This is a genomic window from Streptomyces sp. NPDC093064 (assembly GCF_044754605.1).
Classification (GTDB): domain Bacteria; phylum Actinomycetota; class Actinomycetes; order Streptomycetales; family Streptomycetaceae; genus Streptomyces.
On record NZ_JBIVPK010000003.1, the window covers coordinates 129,966 to 146,502 of the forward strand.

Annotated in this window: 15 protein-coding genes and 1 tRNA gene; 12 read left to right on the plus strand and 4 right to left on the minus strand. The window is 70.8% G+C overall.

Annotated features, from left to right (window positions below; genetic code table 11):
- Nucleotides 1–109: 109 nt before the first annotated feature.
- The 4 genes from ACIQFZ_RS05325 to ACIQFZ_RS05340 are packed head-to-tail and all read left to right on the plus strand — an operon-like array spanning nt 110 to nt 5,139.
- Nucleotides 110–1,552, plus strand: a complete 1,443-nt coding sequence (locus tag ACIQFZ_RS05325; protein ID WP_402690659.1) for a pyridoxal phosphate-dependent decarboxylase family protein — start codon at nt 110–112, stop codon at nt 1,550–1,552.
- Nucleotides 1,536–2,846, plus strand: coding sequence for a lysine N(6)-hydroxylase/L-ornithine N(5)-oxygenase family protein (locus ACIQFZ_RS05330; RefSeq protein WP_402690660.1), 1,311 nt, complete (start codon nt 1,536–1,538; stop codon nt 2,844–2,846). Before ACIQFZ_RS05325 ends, ACIQFZ_RS05330 begins: the two co-directional genes overlap by 17 nt.
- Nucleotides 2,843–3,373, plus strand: a complete 531-nt coding sequence (locus ACIQFZ_RS05335; protein ID WP_383055615.1) for a GNAT family N-acetyltransferase — start codon at nt 2,843–2,845, stop codon at nt 3,371–3,373. Before ACIQFZ_RS05330 ends, ACIQFZ_RS05335 begins: the two co-directional genes overlap by 4 nt.
- Nucleotides 3,370–5,139, plus strand: coding sequence for an IucA/IucC family protein (locus ACIQFZ_RS05340; protein WP_402690661.1), 1,770 nt, complete (start codon nt 3,370–3,372; stop codon nt 5,137–5,139). Before ACIQFZ_RS05335 ends, ACIQFZ_RS05340 begins: the two co-directional genes overlap by 4 nt.
- A gap of 76 nt (nt 5,140–5,215) precedes the next feature.
- Here ACIQFZ_RS05340 and ACIQFZ_RS05345 read toward each other — a convergent pair whose 3' ends face one another.
- On the minus strand, nt 5,216–6,805 hold the full coding sequence (locus tag ACIQFZ_RS05345; RefSeq protein ID WP_402690662.1) for a beta-N-acetylhexosaminidase: 1,590 nt from the start codon (nt 6,803–6,805) through the stop codon (nt 5,216–5,218).
- Nucleotides 6,806–6,930: 125 nt separating this feature from the next.
- On the opposite strand from ACIQFZ_RS05345, the gene ACIQFZ_RS05350 reads away from it, so the two are divergent.
- From ACIQFZ_RS05350 to glmS, 3 genes are all read left to right on the plus strand, one after another.
- Nucleotides 6,931–7,839, plus strand: coding sequence for a DUF4429 domain-containing protein (locus tag ACIQFZ_RS05350; RefSeq protein WP_365425034.1), 909 nt, complete (start codon nt 6,931–6,933; stop codon nt 7,837–7,839).
- A gap of 111 nt (nt 7,840–7,950) precedes the next feature.
- Nucleotides 7,951–8,208: a hypothetical protein gene (locus tag ACIQFZ_RS05355; protein ID WP_361415479.1), complete on the plus strand. Its 258-nt coding sequence runs from the start codon at nt 7,951–7,953 to the stop codon at nt 8,206–8,208.
- A gap of 13 nt (nt 8,209–8,221) precedes the next feature.
- Nucleotides 8,222–10,039 carry a glutamine--fructose-6-phosphate transaminase (isomerizing) gene (glmS, locus tag ACIQFZ_RS05360; RefSeq protein ID WP_365425032.1) on the plus strand — a complete coding sequence of 606 codons (1,818 nt, stop codon included), beginning with the start codon at nt 8,222–8,224 and terminating at the stop codon, nt 10,037–10,039.
- Nucleotides 10,040–10,254: 215 nt separating this feature from the next.
- On the opposite strand, the gene ACIQFZ_RS05365 is transcribed toward glmS, so the two are convergent.
- Complete coding sequence (locus ACIQFZ_RS05365; RefSeq protein WP_383055620.1) at nt 10,255–10,821, minus strand: GPR1/FUN34/YaaH family transporter; 567 nt, start codon at nt 10,819–10,821, stop codon at nt 10,255–10,257.
- Nucleotides 10,822–10,970: 149 nt separating this feature from the next.
- Nucleotides 10,971–11,498, minus strand: a complete 528-nt coding sequence (locus ACIQFZ_RS05370) for a universal stress protein (RefSeq protein WP_361415475.1) — start codon at nt 11,496–11,498, stop codon at nt 10,971–10,973.
- 373 nt (nt 11,499–11,871) lie between these two features.
- Here ACIQFZ_RS05370 and ACIQFZ_RS05375 point away from each other — a divergent pair, with 373 nt between their 5' ends.
- From ACIQFZ_RS05375 to ACIQFZ_RS05395, 5 genes are all read left to right on the plus strand, one after another.
- Nucleotides 11,872–12,294: a hypothetical protein gene (locus ACIQFZ_RS05375; RefSeq protein WP_402690663.1), complete on the plus strand. Its 423-nt coding sequence runs from the start codon at nt 11,872–11,874 to the stop codon at nt 12,292–12,294.
- A 353-nt stretch (nt 12,295–12,647) separates the two neighbouring features.
- Nucleotides 12,648–13,865: a helix-turn-helix domain-containing protein gene (locus ACIQFZ_RS05380; protein ID WP_361415473.1), complete on the plus strand. Its 1,218-nt coding sequence runs from the start codon at nt 12,648–12,650 to the stop codon at nt 13,863–13,865.
- 137 nt (nt 13,866–14,002) lie between these two features.
- On the plus strand, nt 14,003–14,611 hold the full coding sequence (orn, locus tag ACIQFZ_RS05385; protein WP_365425027.1) for an oligoribonuclease: 609 nt from the start codon (nt 14,003–14,005) through the stop codon (nt 14,609–14,611).
- Between the two features lie 111 nt (nt 14,612–14,722).
- Nucleotides 14,723–14,795, plus strand: a tRNA-His gene (locus ACIQFZ_RS05390).
- A 214-nt stretch (nt 14,796–15,009) separates the two neighbouring features.
- The gene (locus ACIQFZ_RS05395) at nt 15,010–15,423 is read left to right on the plus strand and encodes an ankyrin repeat domain-containing protein (protein WP_365773757.1); all 414 of its coding nucleotides are present in this window, start codon (nt 15,010–15,012) and stop codon (nt 15,421–15,423) included.
- A 19-nt stretch (nt 15,424–15,442) separates the two neighbouring features.
- Here ACIQFZ_RS05395 and ACIQFZ_RS05400 read toward each other — a convergent pair whose 3' ends face one another.
- A complete protein-coding gene (locus ACIQFZ_RS05400; RefSeq protein ID WP_402690664.1) occupies nt 15,443–16,498 on the minus strand; it encodes a LacI family DNA-binding transcriptional regulator in 1,056 nt (351 codons plus the stop codon).
- Between the last annotated feature and the right edge of the window lie 39 nt (nt 16,499–16,537).

Below are 16,537 nucleotides of genomic sequence, written 5' to 3' on the forward strand. Positions count from 1 at the left end.
GCGCCGCCTTGAGAGCAACTCAGGTTAGGCTAACCTAAGTTGATCGCGCGAACGGTGCCGCTTTCCCGTCCCGCACGGACCGTCCCCACCCCACCGGAGGACCCCCCACATGCGCTCACACCTGCTCAATGACCTGACCGCGGAGCACTACCGACGGTCCGTGAAAGAAGGAGTGGAGCGGGTGGCCGCCCGACTGGCCACCACCGACCGGCCGTTCACGGGCGTGACCGCAGACGCCCTCGCCCCCCGTATCGAGCGGATCGACCTCGACCGGCCCTTGAACGACACCACGGCGGCCCTCGACGAACTGGAGGAGGTCTACCTCCAGGACGCCGTCTACTTTCACCACCCCCGCTACCTCGCCCACCTCAACTGCCCGGTCGTCATCCCGGCGGTGCTCGGCGAGGCCATCCTGTCCGCCGTCAACTCCTCCCTCGACACCTGGGACCAGTCGGCGGGCGGCACCCTGATCGAGCGCAGGCTCATCGACTGGACGTCCGCCCGCATCGGCCTCGGCCCCGACGCCGACGGTGTGTTCACCTCCGGCGGTACCCAGTCCAACCTCCAGGCGCTGCTGCTGGCCCGCGAGGAGACCGGGAGCGACGCCCTCTCCAGGCTGCGGATCCTCACCTCCGAGGCGAGCCACTTCAGTGTGCGCACATCCGCCCGACTGCTCGGCCTGGGACCCGAGTCCGTGGTCTGCGTCCCGGTCGACCGCGACCAGCGCATGCAGACCCTCGCGCTCGCTCACGAGTTGGAGCGCTGCCGCCGCGACGGACTGGTCCCGATGGCCGTGGTCGCCACCGCCGGCACCACCGACTTCGGCTCCGTCGACCCGCTGCCCGAGATCGCAGAACTCTGCGAGCGGTTCGGCACCTGGCTGCACGTCGACGCGGCCTACGGCTGCGGACTGCTGGTCTCCCCCACCCGGCGCGAGATGCTGGCCGGCATCGAACGCGCCGACTCGGTGACCGTCGACTACCACAAGTCCTTCTTCCAGCCGGTGAGTTCCTCCGCTGTTCTGGTCCGGGACGCCTCGGTCCTGCGGCACGCCACCTATCACGCGGACTACCTCAACCCGCGTCGCGCGGTGACCGAGCGCATCCCCAACCAGGTCGACAAGTCCCTCCAGACCACCCGCCGCTTCGACGCCCTCAAACTGTGGATGACCCTGCGCGTGATGGGCGCCGACGGCGTCGGACAGCTCTTCGACGAGGTGTGCGACCTGGCCGCCGGGGGCTGGAAACTGCTCGCCTCCGACCCGCGCTTCGACGTCGTCGTCGAGCCGGCGCTGTCCACCTTGGTCTTCCGCTACATCCCGGCGGCCGTCACCGACCCGGCCGAGATCGACCGCGCCAACCTCTACGCCCGCAAGGCCCTGTTCGCCTCCGGCGCCGCGGCCGTCGCGGGCACCAAGGTCGCCGGCCGCCACTACCTGAAGTTCACCCTGCTCAACCCCGAGACCACCACCGACGACCTCACCGCCGTCCTCGACCTGATCGCCGGCCACGCCGAGCAGTACCTGGGAGAGTCCCTTGACCGCGCGTCCTGAAGCGACCGAGGCCCCCGGGGCCCCGGAACAGCCCCAGACCGCCTACGACTTCGTGGGGATCGGTCTGGGCCCCTTCAACCTCGGCCTGGCCTGCCTCACCGAGCCGATCGCCGAACTGAACGGCGTCTTCCTGGAGTCCAAGCCCGGCTTCGAGTGGCACTCGGGAATGTTCCTCGACGGCGCCCACCTCCAGACCCCGTTCATGTCGGACCTGGTCACCCTGGCCGACCCGACTTCCCCGTTCTCCTTCCTGAACTACCTGAAGGAGAAGGGCCGTCTGTACTCGTTCTACATCCGGGAGAGCTTCTACCCGCTGCGCGTCGAGTACGACGACTACTGCCGCTGGGCCGCGTCCCGGCTGAGCAGCGTCCGCTTCGGCACGACGGTCACCGAGGTGACGTACGACGAGGGCGACGAGCTGTACACCGTGCGGACGCACACCGGAGCCGCGTACCGCGCCCGCCGGCTGGTGCTCGGCACGGGCACGCCTCCGTACCTTCCCGAGGCCTGCCGCGACCTGCCCGGCGACCACCTGCACAACTCCCGCTACCTGGAGCACAAGGCGGCGCTCCAGTGCAAGGAGTCGATCACGCTGGTCGGCAGCGGCCAGTCCGCCGCCGAGATCTACTACGACCTACTTGGCGAGATCGACGTCCACGGCTACCGGCTGAACTGGGTCACCCGCTCCCCGCGCTTCTTCCCGCTGGAGTACACCAAGCTCACGCTGGAGATGACCTCCCCGGAGTACATCGACTACTACCACGCGCTGCCGGAGGAGACCCGCTACCGTCTCACCGAGCGGCAGAAGGGCCTGTTCAAGGGCATCGACGGCACCCTGATCGACGAGATCTTCGACCTGCTCTACCAGAAGAACCTCGGCGGCCCGGTCCCCACCCGCCTGCTCACCAACTCCGCGCTCACCGGGGCGGTCCACCACGACGGCGCGTACACCCTCACCTTCCGCCAGGAGGAACAGGGGAAGGACTTCGAACTGCGCTCCGAGGGCCTGGTCCTGGCCACCGGCTACCGGTACGCCGAACCGGAGTTCCTGAAGCCGATCCGGGACCGGCTGCGCTACGACTCGCACGGCAACCACGACGTCGGCCGCAACTACGCCATCGACGTCACCGGCCGGGGCGTCTTCCTCCAGAACGCCGGCGTGCACACCCACAGCGTCACCAGCCCCGACCTGGGCATGGGCGCGTACCGCAACAGCTGCATCATCCGCGAGCTGCTCGGCACCGAGCACTACCCGGTCGAGAAGACCATCGCTTTCCAGGAGTTCGCCGTATGACCTTCACGATCCGTCCGCTCGACCCGCTCAAGGACGCCGAGCTGCTGCACGGCTGGGTCACCCATCCCAAGGCGGCGTTCTGGATGATGCGGGACGCGACGCTCACGGACGTCGAGCGCGCCTACATGGAGATCGCCGCCGACCGCCACCACGACGCCTTCCTCGGCCTGCACGACGGCGAGCCCGCCTTCCTGATGGAGCGGTACGACCCGGCCCACCGCGAGCTGGTGGGGCTGTACGAGCCGGAACCCGGCGACGTCGGCATGCACTTCCTGGTCGCGCCGAGTGACACGCCGGTGCACGGGTTCACCCGGGCCGTGCTCACCGCCGTGATGCGGCAGCTGTTCGAGGATCCGGCGACGCGCCGGGTCGTGGTGGAGCCCGACGTGCGCAACAAGGCCGTGCAGGCGCTGAACACGGCCGTCGGGTTCGTGCCGGAACGCGAGATCGGCAAGCCGGAGAAGACGGCGTTGCTGAGCTTCTGCACCCGGGAGCAGTTCACCGCGGCCACGGGGGTGACGGCATGACCCTCGCCGACGCCGTGTCCCATCTCTCCCCGGAGCGCTGGGAGACCGCCAACCGCCTGCTCATACGCAAGGCGCTCGCCGAGTTCACGCACGAGCGGCTGCTCGCTCCCCGGCCTGACGGAGACCACTGGGTCGTCCACGGCGACGACGGCCTCACCCACTACCGCTTCACCGCCGTCCGCCGCGCCCTCGACCACTGGCAGGTGGACCCGGACTCGATCACCCGCCGGCGCGACGGCGCCGAACTGCCGCTCGCCGCACTGGACTTCTTCATCGAGTTCAGGGCGTCGCTGGGGCTGAGCGACGAGATCCTCCCGATCTACCTGGAGGAGATCTCCTCCACCCTGGCGAGCACCTGCTACAAGCTCGCCAAGCCGCAGGTCACCTCGGCCGAGCTGGCGAAGGGCTCCTTCCAGGACATCGAGAGCGGCATGACCGAGGGCCACCCCTGCTTCGTCGCCAACAACGGGCGGCTCGGCTTCGGGGTCCACGAGTACCTGTCGTACGCCCCCGAGACCGCGAGCCCCGTCCGGCTGGTGTGGCTGGCAGCGCACCGCTCACGGGCGGCGTTCACGGCGGGCGTCGGCATCGAGTACGAGGCCTTCCTGCGCGAGGAGCTGGGCGCGGAGACCGTCGAACGCTTCCACGCCCGCCTCACCGGCCAGGGCCTCGACCCCGCCGACTACCTGCTCATCCCCGTCCACCCCTGGCAGTGGTGGAACAAGCTCACCGTCACCTTCGCCGCCGAGATCGCCCGCCGGCTCCTGGTCTGCCTGGGCGAGGGCGACGACGAGTACCTGGCCCAGCAGTCCATCCGGACCTTCTTCAACCGCACGAACCCGCACCGGCACTACGTCAAGACCGCGCTGTCCGTGCTCAACATGGGCTTCATGCGCGGACTGTCGGCCGCCTACATGGAGGCCACCCCGGCCATCAACGACTGGCTGGCCCAGCTCATCGCCGACGACCCGGTACTGAAGTCGACCGGCCTGACGATCATCCGCGAGCGGGCGGCCGTCGGCTACCGGCACCTGGAGTACGAGGAGGCGACGGACCGCTACTCGCCGTACCGGAAGATGCTGGCCGCGCTGTGGCGCGAGAGCCCGGTGCCCTCGCTGCGGGACGGCGAGTCCCTGGCCACCATGGCCTCGCTGCTGCACGTGGACCACGAGGGCGCGTCCTTCGCGGGTGCGCTGATCGATCGCTCCGGGCTGTCCCCGAGGCAGTGGCTGCGCGGCTGTCTGCGCGCCTACCTCACTCCTCTCCTGCACAGCTTCTACGCCTACGACCTGGTGTTCATGCCGCACGGCGAGAACGTGATCCTGGTGCTTCGGGACGGCGAGGTGCGCCGGGCGGTCTTCAAGGACATCGCCGAGGAGATCGCGGTGCTGGACCCGGACGCCGCGCTGCCGCCCGAGGTGCGGCGGATCCGGGTGGAGGTCCCGGAGGACAAGAAGCTGCTGTCCCTCTTCACGGACGTCTTCGACTGCTTCTTCCGCTTCCTGGCCGCGGGCCTCGCCTCCGAGGGGATCCTGGAGGAGGACGACTTCTGGCGGACGGTCGCCGAGACGGTCCGCGAGTACCAGGAGTCGGTGCCCGAACTCGCCTGGAAGTTCCGGCAGTACGACCTGTTCGCCCCCGAGTTCGCGCTGTCCTGCCTCAACCGGCTCCAACTGCGCGACAACCGGCAGATGGTGGACCTCGCGGACCCCTCCGGGGCGCTCCAGCTGGTCGGGACCCTGCGGAACCCCCTCGCGGGGCGGTGAGCCCCGGCACGGACGGACGGGCACCCCGGAGTACGGTCCTCCGGGGTTCCCGTCGCCTTTTGTCCTCCCGCTGTTCCTACTGCGCGGGCCAGGGCACCTGCGGGGAGCGGTAGTACCCGATCCCGAGGGCCTCCCAGCGTGGCGCCTGGGCCGCCAGGCGCGTCTTGTAGGTGTTCCAGTCGTGCGTGGCCGCGGGCGACCAGCCGAGTTCGGCGACGCCGGGCAGCCGGGGGAAGGCCATGGCGTCGATGTGGGCGGAGGTGGACAGGGTCTCCGACCACAGCGGGGCCTCGACACCGCGCACCGCGGAGGCGGGCGCGCCCGGCAGGTAGTTGCCCGGGTCCCAGTCGTAGGACCGCTGCACCTCGACGTAGCCCGCCCAGGCCAGTCCGAGCGGGGTGTCCTTGGTGTACTTCATGTCGAGGTACACCCGGTCGGCCGGGGACAGGATCAGCCCGGTGCCGTTCTGCGCGGCCTGGGCGACCTGCGCCTTCTCCGCGGCGCTGGTGGAGTCCAGGCCCCAGTACTGGGCGAGCGCGCCCTTGGCCGGGGTGGAGCCGGTCAGCTGGTGCCAGCCGATCACCGTCTTGCCGTACTTGGCGACGATCGGCTGCACCCGGTTCATGAACTTCGCGTAGTCGTCGTGACTCGTGGAGTGCGCCTCGTCGCCGCCGATGTGCAGGTAGCGGCCGGGGGTGAGGGCGGCCAGCTCGCGGATGACGTCGTCCACGAAGTCGTACGTGATGTCCTTGGACACGCACAGCGAGCTGAACCCGACGTTGGTGCCGGTGTACAGCGGCGGTGCCACGCCGTCGCAGTTCAGCTCCGCGTAGGAGGAGAGGGCCGCGTTGGTGTGGCCGGGCATGTCGATCTCGGGCACGACCTCCAGGTGGCGGGAGGCGGCGTAGCGGACGATCTCCTTGTAGTCGGCCTTGGTGTAGTGGCCGCCCGCGCCGCCGCCGACCTGCGTGGAGCCGCCGTGGGTCGCCAGGCGCGGCCAGGAGTCGATGGCGATGCGCCAGCCCTGGTCGTCGCTCAGGTGCAGATGCAGCTTGTTGATCTTGTAGAGGGCGAGTTCGTCGATGTAGCGCTTGACCTGCGCGACGGTGAAGAAGTGCCGGGAGACGTCGAGCATGGCGCCCCGGTAGGCGTAGCGCGGGCTGTCCTGGATGGTGCCGCCGGCGACCAGCCACGGGCCCGACTGCACGGACTTCTTCTCGACGGCCGGGGGCAGCAGCTGCCGCAGGGTCTGCACACCGTGGAAGAGGCCGGCCGGCTCCCCGGCGGTGATCGTCACCCCGCTCGCCGCGCTGTCCAGCCGGTAGCCCTCGGCGCCGTACGATCCCTTGGCCAGCCGCAGCCGAATGCCGCCGTCACCCTGTGTGGTGAGAGGCAGGCGGTAGCCGGTGGAGGGCCGCAGGACGTCCGCGAGGTACTCACCCACCTGGCGCGCCCCACGGGAGCCGTCGACGCGGATGTGGGTGCCCGCCGTGATGCGGTACGGGGATCCACCCGCCCGGACGGAGGCGGGGGCCGGGACCACCTGGCCCAGCGGTGTCGCGGCCGCTGCGGGCGCCGCCTTCCCGGCGGGCGCGGCGCCCACGGTGAAGGCTCCGGCGGCCGCCACGAGCAGCAGCGCGCCCAGGGCCCGGCTCGTCCTGGGCATCCGGATTCTGCGGGGAGTCGTGCTGTGGTGCCGTCTCACATGCGCTCCCTTCGTTCGGCTCGGGGACTCCATGAGCCCCGACGGTATAGACCACTCTCTCGCAGATGCGGTGAAACAATCTCCCCATGACGGAAATCATCCAGAGCGACGGCACGTGGGTCCTGGACGGCGACGCCCTGAGACTGACCCCGGGACGGGACAAGAACGTCGGTCCGCTGCGCCGGACCCTGGGTGAGATCCGCGTACCGCTCGCCGCTCTGGCGGGCGTTTCGTTCGAGCAGGGCAAGCGGGCCGGGCGGCTCAGGCTGCGGTTGCGCGACGGCGCCGATCCGCTGCTGCACGCGACCGCGGGCCGGCTGACCGAGCCGCACGACCCCTATCAGCTGCTGGTCGAGTCCGAGCGCTACGGGGTCGCCGAGTACTTCGTGGACGTCGTCCGTGACGCCCTGCGGCTGGAGCAGGTGCCCTCGGACCCGGTGACGGAGTACCTGCTGCCCGGTCCCGCGCTGCCGCTGTCGGTGTCGGCCGGGGACGGCACGGCGAGCTTCGACGGCGAGCGGGTGCGTCTGGAGTGGAACTGGAAGACGGAGGACGCCAAGGCCGCCAACGGGGCCCGCACGCTCGCGCTGGCCGACATCACCGCGGTGGAGTGGCTGCCCGCCGCCGGGCTGGAGAACGGCTTCCTGCGCCTCACCGTGCGGGGCGCGCCCGCCGACGTCCCGCCCAAGCACGACCCGAACGCCGTGGAGCTGTGGGGCTTCAAGAAGGACCCGCTGATGGCGCTGGTCGCGGCGGCCGTACAGGCCCGGCTGCCGCATCCGTCCGCGCCCGTGGACGGGACTGTGGACGGGGCCGTGCCGGGCGGGCCCGCCGCGATGGAGGCCGTGGCCGCCGACCGGAGCGCCGAGGGGGCCGAGGAGGACCACGACGCCCTGCTGCGGCGGCTGCGCGAACTGGGCGAGCTGCACCGCGCGGGAGTGCTCACGGACGAGGAGTTCACCCTGGCCAAGCAGGCGGTCCTCAGACGCATGTGAGAACCGCTCCGGGCGCCGCCACCACCTCACCCCTACAATCACACCAACACCCCTGCCCGAAATCGGGCAGGTTTCTTGCGAAAGCCCGTCCCTTACTCCAGAATCCACCGGGTGCACGACGAACTTGTTGATCACCTGACGCGGTCCACGCCCCTGAACCGGGGCGAGGCGCTGCGGGTGGTCCAGGACGTGCTCGCCTACTTCGACGAGACGACCGAAGGGTTCGTCCGTCGCCGCCACCGCGAGCTCCAGGCCCAGGGCCTGGTGAACGCGGAGATCTTCGAACGGATCGGGGCGGACCTGAAATACCGGGCGGTGGCACCGCCGGAACTCTCCCTCCGGCAGCTGCGCCGGATCGTCTACGGCTGAGGGATACCTGTACATGTGCGGAATCGTCGGATACATCGGCAAGCGTGACGTCGCCCCCCTGCTCCTGGAAGGCCTTCAGCGTCTGGAGTACCGCGGCTACGACTCCGCGGGCATCGCCGTCACCTCGCCGAAGACGGCCGGCCTGAAGATGGTCAAGGCCAAGGGGCGGGTCCGCGACCTGGAGGCCAAGGTCCCGGCGCGCTTCAAGGGCACCACCGGCATCGCCCACACCCGCTGGGCCACCCACGGCGCCCCCTCCGACGTGAACGCCCACCCGCACATGTCGGCCGACAACAAGGTCGCCGTCGTGCACAACGGCATCATCGACAACGCCTCCGACCTGCGCCGCAAGCTTCAGGCGGACGGCGTGGAGTTCCTCTCCGAGACCGACACCGAGGTGCTCACCCACCTCATCGCCCGCTCCGAGGCCGAGACGCTCGAGGAGAAGGTCCGCGCCGCCGTCCGTCAGGTCGAGGGCACCTACGGCATCGCCGTCCTGCACGCCGACTTCACCGACCGCATCGTGGTGGCCCGCAACGGCTCGCCGGTCGTGCTCGGCATCGGCGAGAAGGAGATGTTCGTCGCCTCCGACATCGCCGCGCTGGTCACCCACACCCGGCAGATAGTCACCCTCGACGACGGCGAGATGGCCACCCTCAAGGCCGACGACTTCCGTACGTACACCACCGAGGGAACCCGCACCACCGCCGAGCCGACCACCGTGGAGTGGGAGGCCGCCTCCTACGACATGGGCGGCCACGACACCTACATGCACAAGGAGATCCACGAGCAGGCCGAGGCCGTGGACCGGGTGCTGCGCGGCCGGATCGACGACCGGTTCGCCACCGTGCACCTCGGCGGCATCAACCTCGACGCCCGCGAGGCGCGCGCGGTGCGCCGGGTCAAGATCCTCGGCTGCGGCACCTCCTACCACGCGGGCATGATCGGCGCCCAGATGATCGAGGAGCTGGCCCGCATCCCCGCCGACGCCGAGCCGGCCTCCGAGTTCCGCTACCGCAACGCGGTGGTCGACCCCGACACGCTCTACATCGCGGTCTCCCAGTCCGGTGAGACGTACGACGTGCTGGCGGCCGTGCAGGAACTCAAGCGCAAGGGCGCGCGGGTGCTCGGCGTCGTCAACGTGGTGGGCTCCGCCATCGCCCGCGAGGCGGACGGCGGCATCTATGTGCACGCCGGGCCCGAGGTCTGCGTGGTGTCCACCAAGTGCTTCACCAACACCTGCGTCGCCTTCGCGCTGCTCGCCCTGCACCTGGGCCGCATCCGCGACCTGTCGGTGCGCGACGGCAAGCGGATCATCGAGGGCCTGCGCAGGCTGCCGGCGCAGATCTCCGAGATCATGAAGCAGGAGGAGGAGATCGAGCGGCTGGCCCAGGACTACGCCGACGCTCGCTCGATGCTCTTCATCGGCCGGGTCCGGGGCTACCCGGTGGCCCGTGAGGCCTCCCTGAAGCTCAAGGAGGTCTCCTACATCCACGCCGAGGCCTACCCGGCCTCCGAGCTCAAGCACGGCCCGCTGGCCCTGATCGAGCCCGCCCTGCCGACGGTGGCGATCGTGCCGGACGACGACCTGCTGGAGAAGAACCGCGCGGCCATGGAGGAGATCAAGGCCCGCAGCGGCAGGATCCTCGCCGTCGCCCACCAGGAGCAGGAGAAGGCCGACGAGACGATCGTCGTGCCCAAGAACGAGGACGAACTGGACCCGATCCTCATGGGCATCCCCCTTCAACTCCTCGCCTACCACACGGCACTGGCCCTGGGCCGAGACATCGACAAGCCCCGCAACCTGGCCAAGTCGGTAACGGTGGAGTAAGAGCAAGCCGTCAACGGCGCCCCGACAGATCGCCCCGCAGGGGCGCCGAAGGGGCGCGGGGCTGTATCGACATGCGGCTCCGCCGCGGGGGCGCGACCAGCCCCCCACGCACCCGCACAGGCAGAACAAACAGACCGGACCCCCACGTGTGCCACCCATCACGCGGGGGTCCGTCTCCATCGGCGGGGAGCATCCCAACCCCCCAGCCTGCGCAGCTAACCGGTGGCCGTCACCCCCCGGCCGGCAGCGCGTCGCGGAAGTTGCGTGGGCCAGTGGGCGAGCGCCGCCGTGGCCGCGTACCAGGCGACCGCTCCGGCCGCCACGGCGAACCAGCCGCCCACCTTCGCCAGGCCGCCGTTGTCGGCGAAGCGCGCGATGGCGAGCAGCACCAGGGAGACGAAGAGCAGCCCGTAGGTGCCCTGTCCGAGCACGTCGCCGCCGGCGAGCGTCAACGTCAGGGCCACGAGGGCGAACAGGAGCAGGAAAAGCCCCGCGCCGTTGCCGGAGACCTGGTTGCCCGCCGAGACGGCCCAGGTGAACCAGAGGGCGCCGAGCGCGCAGTAGGCCGTACCGGTCGCGGTGTCGCGATCGCGGAAGGCCAGCAGTCCGGCGACGAACAGCGCGACGCCGCCCACATAGTGAGCGAGTGTCACCGAGTCGTTCGCCGTCACTCCGTTGATGACTTCGGTGTACCCGAGGCCGAAGGCCAGCAGGGTGACACCGAGGGCGAGTCGGCCGAGGATGGTGGTCGTGGTGCTTCCCGCAGAGACGTCGTTGGCCACGGCAAGCTCCCTTCATGCCTGCGCAGTTGTGCGGTGACCGGTATATGCCCTTCACAAGGGCACAAACACCTCTACGTGCGAGTAGCTTCGCGGAAAGTCATGGCCGGAAGGGGATTTGGCCAACGTCGGCCCGATCGGGCCGGAACCGGCTAGGGGATGACGACGACCGGCCGCTGCGCGCGCTTGGCGAGCCGGCCCGCGACCGAGCCGAACAGGCGCCCCACGAGCCCGTGCGTGGAGCCCACGACGATCGCGTCCGCCTCGTACTCCTTGCCCACCTCTTCGAGTTCGTGGCAGATGTCGCCGCCGCGCTCGACGAGGATCCAGGGCACCTCCGCCAGGTACTCCGCGCAGGCGAGTTCGAGACCGAGGACCTCGGTGCGGTGGTCCGGCACGTCCACGAAGACGGGGGGCTCGCAGCCCGCCCACACCGTGGTGGGCAGCCGGTTGGCGACGTGCACGATGATCAGGCCCGAGTGGGTGCGCTGCGCCATGCCGATCGCGTAGGCGAGGGCGCGCTCACTGGAGGTGGATCCGTCGAAGCCGACGACGACGCCGTGCTTGAACGCCGGATCGCAGGGATGACGTGGCTCTTCCGCCGCCTGGGGATCGGCCGCCGTGGGGTCGGCGAGCGGTCGCTTGCGGTCCGCGGGTTCGAAGAATTCGTGACCGGCCATGGCTGTCTCGGGGATGTGATCCTTTGTCGGGGACGACAGTCTGCGGCGAAGCTGTGTCCGGGAATGGTCTTCCCGTCCCCATACCCCCAAGGGTACGGCGGCACGCCTCCTTAGCCCAGATCCCGCGCACTCTCCGTGGCGGTTCACCGGAGCATGCACGAGCCACGCCCGCAACGCAATGGTTGGTGCCCCGTACAGGCGGTTTGTACGGGATTCACTTTCCGCGGCGGACAGGATCACGGTAACGGCGGGGCGCCATTGGGGAGTCGCGCGGGGTACCGGGCGGCGGCGTGGAGCCCGCACGGTGCCACACAGTGACCGGCCGATCGAACGGGCGTTGAACCCGGAGAACCGCCGCCGTAGGGAGCACGCCGTGTCCGGAGCCCGCACCGCCCCCGACCGACACCCGGGCCCCGCACAGGACACCACACCGGGCATCGCGCAGGACACCGGGCAGCGCGCCGCGGCCGACGGGGAGCACGGCGCCATGGGCGACACCGCGGGCGAAGTGGTGCGCTGGGCCGTCTTCAGCTGCGTACTCGTCCCCGTGGCCCTGCTCTGGTACGGCACGTCGTTCGCCGGCGTCACCGGCACCGGCCTGGGCCTCGCGGCCGCCACCGGGGCCTGTCGGGCGCTGCTGCGCCGCTCCGAACGCGGGGCGGCCCGGCTGCGCGCCGAGGAGCGCGCCCCGCACCGGGGCCGCCACCACGGACGGGGACCGGGGCCCACCGGGGTGGTCGGCACCCGGGCGGAACGGCACCGGTCGGCTGACCGGTTTTTGCGCACGCGGACGTAGCTTTTCAGCCAACTTCCCGCATCCGTGCATTCTCCGGCCGAAGCACCCCTCACCCCCCGTTCGACCTGCACGGAAAGGGCCTCCGCGGCACCGCGCACCCTACGTGGATTGGCCACCACCAGGAGGCGCACTTCCCTGCGCGCTCCCCGAGTGCAACGCTTCGTGATCGAATGCTTCACGCCAAGTTGCCATGTCGACAATGTGCCGGGTGACGAACTGGTCAACACGGCACTGCGGGACGCAGTAGATTCGATCTTGACTGTCTTACGGCGGGGGACTCGTGCAGGACCGAGGGGAAACGTGCAGGAGCGACACAACCGAGGAGCCGCGACCACCGAGGGGGGCTTAGCAGTATGAGCCACGACTCCACTGCCGCGCCGGAAACCGCGGCCCGGAAGCTTTCCGGGCGACGCCGCAAGGAGATCGTCGCGGTGCTGCTGTTCAGCGGCGGCCCCATCTTCGAGAGTTCCATACCGTTGTCGGTGTTCGGGGTTGACCGCCAGGACGCCGGCGTACCGCGCTACCGATTGCTGGTGTGCGGCGGCGAGGAAGGCCCGCTGCGGACCACAGGGGGCCTGGAACTCACCACACCGCACGGCCTGGAGGCGATCTCGCGGGCGGGCACGGTCGTCGTGCCGGCCTGGCGCTCGATCACCTCGCCGCCGCCGGAGGAGGCGCTCGACGCGCTGCGCCGGGCGCACGAGGAGGGGGCCCGCATCGTGGGCCTGTGCACCGGGGCGTTCGTACTCGCCGCGGCCGGGCTGCTGGACGGCCGGCCGGCGACCACGCACTGGATGTACGCGCCGACGCTGGCCAAGCGCTATCCGTCGGTGCACGTGGATCCCAGAGAGCTGTTCGTCGACGACGGCGATGTGCTGACGTCGGCAGGTACGGCGGCCGGGATCGACCTGTGCCTGCACATCGTGCGCTCGGACCACGGCAACGAGGCGGCGGGCGCGCTGGCCCGGCGGCTGGTGGTCCCGCCTCGCCGGAGCGGAGGCCAGGAACGCTACCTGGACCGCTCTTTACCAGAGGAGATCGGCGCCGACCCGCTCGCCGAGGTCGTCGCCTGGGCGCTGGAGCACCTCCACGAGCAGTTCGACGTGGAGACGCTGGCGGCGCGGGCCTACATGAGCCGACGTACGTTCGACCGCCGCTTCCGCTCCCTGACCGGGAGCGCGCCGCTGCAGTGGCTGATCACCCAGCGGGTGCTCCAGGCGCAGCGGCTGCTGGAGACGTCCGACTACTCGGTCGACGAGGTGGCGGGCCGCTGCGGCTTCCGCTCCCCCGTGGCGCTGCGCGGCCACTTCCGACGGCAGCTGGGCTCGTCCCCGGCGGCGTACCGGGCGGCCTACCGGGCGCGGCGGCCGCAGAACGAGCGGCCGGGAGACGGCGACCTCGTGTCGGGGACGGCCGGCATGCCGGGCGGCCCGGGACCGCACTCAGCGGCGGCACCGGCCGGGCCCGCGTCGCCGCTGCCCTCCTTCCACCCGGAGGGTCAGGTGCCCCACCAGGCGCGCCGCACGGCGGCCCTGTCGGCGAGCGTTCCGGGCCAGCGCGGCGGCTCCTGACCCACGGCTGCAGGGTGGACGGGCCTCCTTGGTCCCGTCCGCCCGGCCGTCCCGGCGCGGGGCCGCGCCTGCCGTTGTCCGACAAGGGCGCCGCACGGTCGGTCCGGGTCGCGGCGCGGCGCCGTAAGGTGAGACACATGAACGATCGCATGGTGTGGATCGACTGCGAGATGACCGGCCTCTCGCTGTCCGACGACGCGCTCATCGAGGTGGCCGCCCTCGTCACCGACTCCGAGCTGAACGTGCTCGGCGAGGGAGTCGACATCGTCATCCGGCCGCCGGACTCGGCGCTGGAGACGATGCCGGAGGTGGTGCGTGAGATGCACACCGCGTCCGGCCTGCTCACCGAGCTGGCCGGCGGCACGACGCTCAAGGACGCCGAGGAGCAGGTGCTGGCCTACGTGCGGGAGTACGTCAAGGAGCCCGGCAAGGCCCCGCTGTGCGGAAACTCGGTCGGCACCGATCGCGGCTTCCTGCTGCGCGACATGCCGACGCTGGAGGGCTATCTCCACTACCGGATCGTGGACGTGTCCTCGATCAAGGAGCTGGCCCGGCGCTGGTACCCGCGGGCGTACTTCAACAGCCCGGAGAAGAACGGCAACCACCGTGCCCTGGCCGACATCCGCGAGTCCATCGCGGAGTTGCGCTACTACCGCGAGGCCGTCTTCGTCCCGCAGCCCGGTCCCGACTCCGACACCGCCAAGGCGATCGCGGCGAAGCACGTCCTGCCTGCTCAGCAGGCGTAGCGGGGCTCCGCGAAGGGGCGCCGCGAAACCCGTACGCGAGCACCCCTTCCGACCCTGTAGACTTCTTCTCGGCCGGTCGGGGAAACCGCAGAATCCCTCTGACCGGTCATGGTGGGTGTAGCTCAGCTGGTAGAGCACCTGGTTGTGGTCCAGGATGCCGCGGGTTCGAGTCCCGTCACTCACCCTTCACCGAGAGGCCGGTGACCTGATATTCCAGGTCACCGGTCTTTTCGTGTCAGTTGCGGGCAGGCCGCCCCGGCGCCCGCCGCTCCGGCGGCGCCGACCGCCGTCCCGGCCCGCCCGGGCGCCCGCCAGGCGTCAGCGCATGGGGCCGACGGTGGTTCCGCTTCCTCCTGACCGGCCCAGGACCGCGTGCCGGGCCGGTAACCTCGGCAGTCATGAACCGACGGCGGCGCAAGAAGCTCTCCGGTCACCTCGTCACGGCGGCCATGCTGGGCGACACCGCCCGCGCGGAGGCGCTGTTGCGGGCCGGTGCCGATCCGGGGCGAGCGGACAGGGAGGGCACCACCCCGCTCTATGTGGCGTCCGTGCAAGGGCAGGTCGAGATGGCCCGGCTGCTCCTCGCGGCCGGGGCCTGCCCGGACGCCGAGAGCGGGCACGGATCGGAGGGCACGCCCCTGTGCGCGGCCGCCTGCTGGGGGCACACCGAGACCGTGCGCGAACTGCTGGCGCACGGTGCCGATCCGAATCTTCGTGAGGATCACGGCACGGGCCGCACTCCCCTGGAGTGGGCGGTCGCCGATTCCCATTCCGAGACCGTCGCCCTCCTCGTCGCGGCGGGAGCCACCTGACGCGGCGGCCCGAGGCCCGCTACGACGACGTCCGCACCATCAGCTCCGTAGGCAGCACGAGTTGCCGTCGCTCCAGCCCCCGGGACACCGCAGGGCGGCGGTCGGCGATCTCGTTCAGCAGGAGGTCGATCATCGCGCGGCCCATCTCCTCGATGGGCTGGCGGACGCTGGTCAGGGGCGGATCCATGTGGCGGGCGATGGCGGAGTCGTCGTAGCCGACGAGGGCCACGTCGTCGGGGATGCGGCGGCCCGCCTCGCGCAGCACCTGGCGGGCGCCGGCCGCCGTGACGTCGGAGGCGGCGAAGACGGCGTCCAGGTCGGGGCGGTGCTCCAGCAGGCGCGTCATCGCGCGGCGGCCGCCGCCCTCGGTGAAGTCCCCCTGGGCCACGAGGAGTTCGTCCACCTCCAGACCCGCGCCCCGCAGGGCCTCGCGGTAGCCGTCGACGCGGCGCTGGGCACCGTAGACGTCCATGTGGCCGGTGATGTGGGCGACGGTGCGGCGACCGCGGGCCATCAGGTGCTCCACGGCGGAGCGGGCGCCTCCGTAGTTGTCGGAGTCCACCGAGGTCAGGGTCTCGCCCGCCGACCGCGGACCGCTGATCACGGCCGGGATCTCCAGCTGGGCCAGCATGTCCGGCAGCGGGTCGTCAGCGTGCACCGAGACGAGCAGGACGCCGTCCACCCGGTGCGCGGCCAGGTACTGGGCCAGCCGCTGTCGCTTCTGGTCGCTGCCGGCGAAGATCAGCAGCAACTGCATCTCGGTGTCCGACAGTCCGGCGCCGACCCCCCGCAGCATGTCCGAGAAGTACGGCTCGGCGAAGAAGCGGGTCTCCGGCTCGGGCACGACGAGGGCGATCGCGTCGGTGCGGTTGGCGGCGAGGGCGCGAGCGGCCGTGTTGGGGACGTAGCCGAGTTCGGCCACCGCCGCCTCGACGGCGGCCCGGGTGGCGTCGCTGACCCGGGGCGAGCCGTTGATCACCCGCGAGACGGTGCCGCGGCCGACGCCGGCCCGCGCGGCGACCTCTTCGAGGGTCGGCCGACCGCCGCTCCGGCCCCGCGCTCCGTGGCCTGTCATTGGCTCCGCCCTTCCGCCGTCGAAACCGCCTTGGCCTGG

Excerpts from the sequence above, each read along its gene's own strand:
- ACIQFZ_RS05325 (WP_402690659.1), top strand. The coding sequence starts at position 110 with ATGCGCTCACACCTGCTCAATGACCTGACCGCGGAGCACTACCGACGG.
- ACIQFZ_RS05335 (WP_383055615.1), top strand. The coding sequence starts at position 2,843 with ATGACCTTCACGATCCGTCCGCTCGACCCGCTCAAGGACGCCGAGCTG.
- ACIQFZ_RS05340 (WP_402690661.1), top strand. The coding sequence starts at position 3,370 with ATGACCCTCGCCGACGCCGTGTCCCATCTCTCCCCGGAGCGCTGGGAG.
- ACIQFZ_RS05345 (WP_402690662.1), bottom strand. The coding sequence starts at position 6,805 with ATGCCCAGGACGAGCCGGGCCCTGGGCGCGCTGCTGCTCGTGGCGGCC.
- ACIQFZ_RS05350 (WP_365425034.1), top strand. The coding sequence starts at position 6,931 with ATGACGGAAATCATCCAGAGCGACGGCACGTGGGTCCTGGACGGCGAC.
- glmS (WP_365425032.1), top strand. The coding sequence starts at position 8,222 with ATGTGCGGAATCGTCGGATACATCGGCAAGCGTGACGTCGCCCCCCTG.
- ACIQFZ_RS05370 (WP_361415475.1), bottom strand. The coding sequence starts at position 11,498 with ATGGCCGGTCACGAATTCTTCGAACCCGCGGACCGCAAGCGACCGCTC.
- ACIQFZ_RS05380 (WP_361415473.1), top strand. The coding sequence starts at position 12,648 with ATGAGCCACGACTCCACTGCCGCGCCGGAAACCGCGGCCCGGAAGCTT.
- orn (WP_365425027.1), top strand. The coding sequence starts at position 14,003 with ATGAACGATCGCATGGTGTGGATCGACTGCGAGATGACCGGCCTCTCG.
- ACIQFZ_RS05395 (WP_365773757.1), top strand. The coding sequence starts at position 15,010 with ATGAACCGACGGCGGCGCAAGAAGCTCTCCGGTCACCTCGTCACGGCG.
- ACIQFZ_RS05400 (WP_402690664.1), bottom strand. The coding sequence starts at position 16,498 with ATGACAGGCCACGGAGCGCGGGGCCGGAGCGGCGGTCGGCCGACCCTC.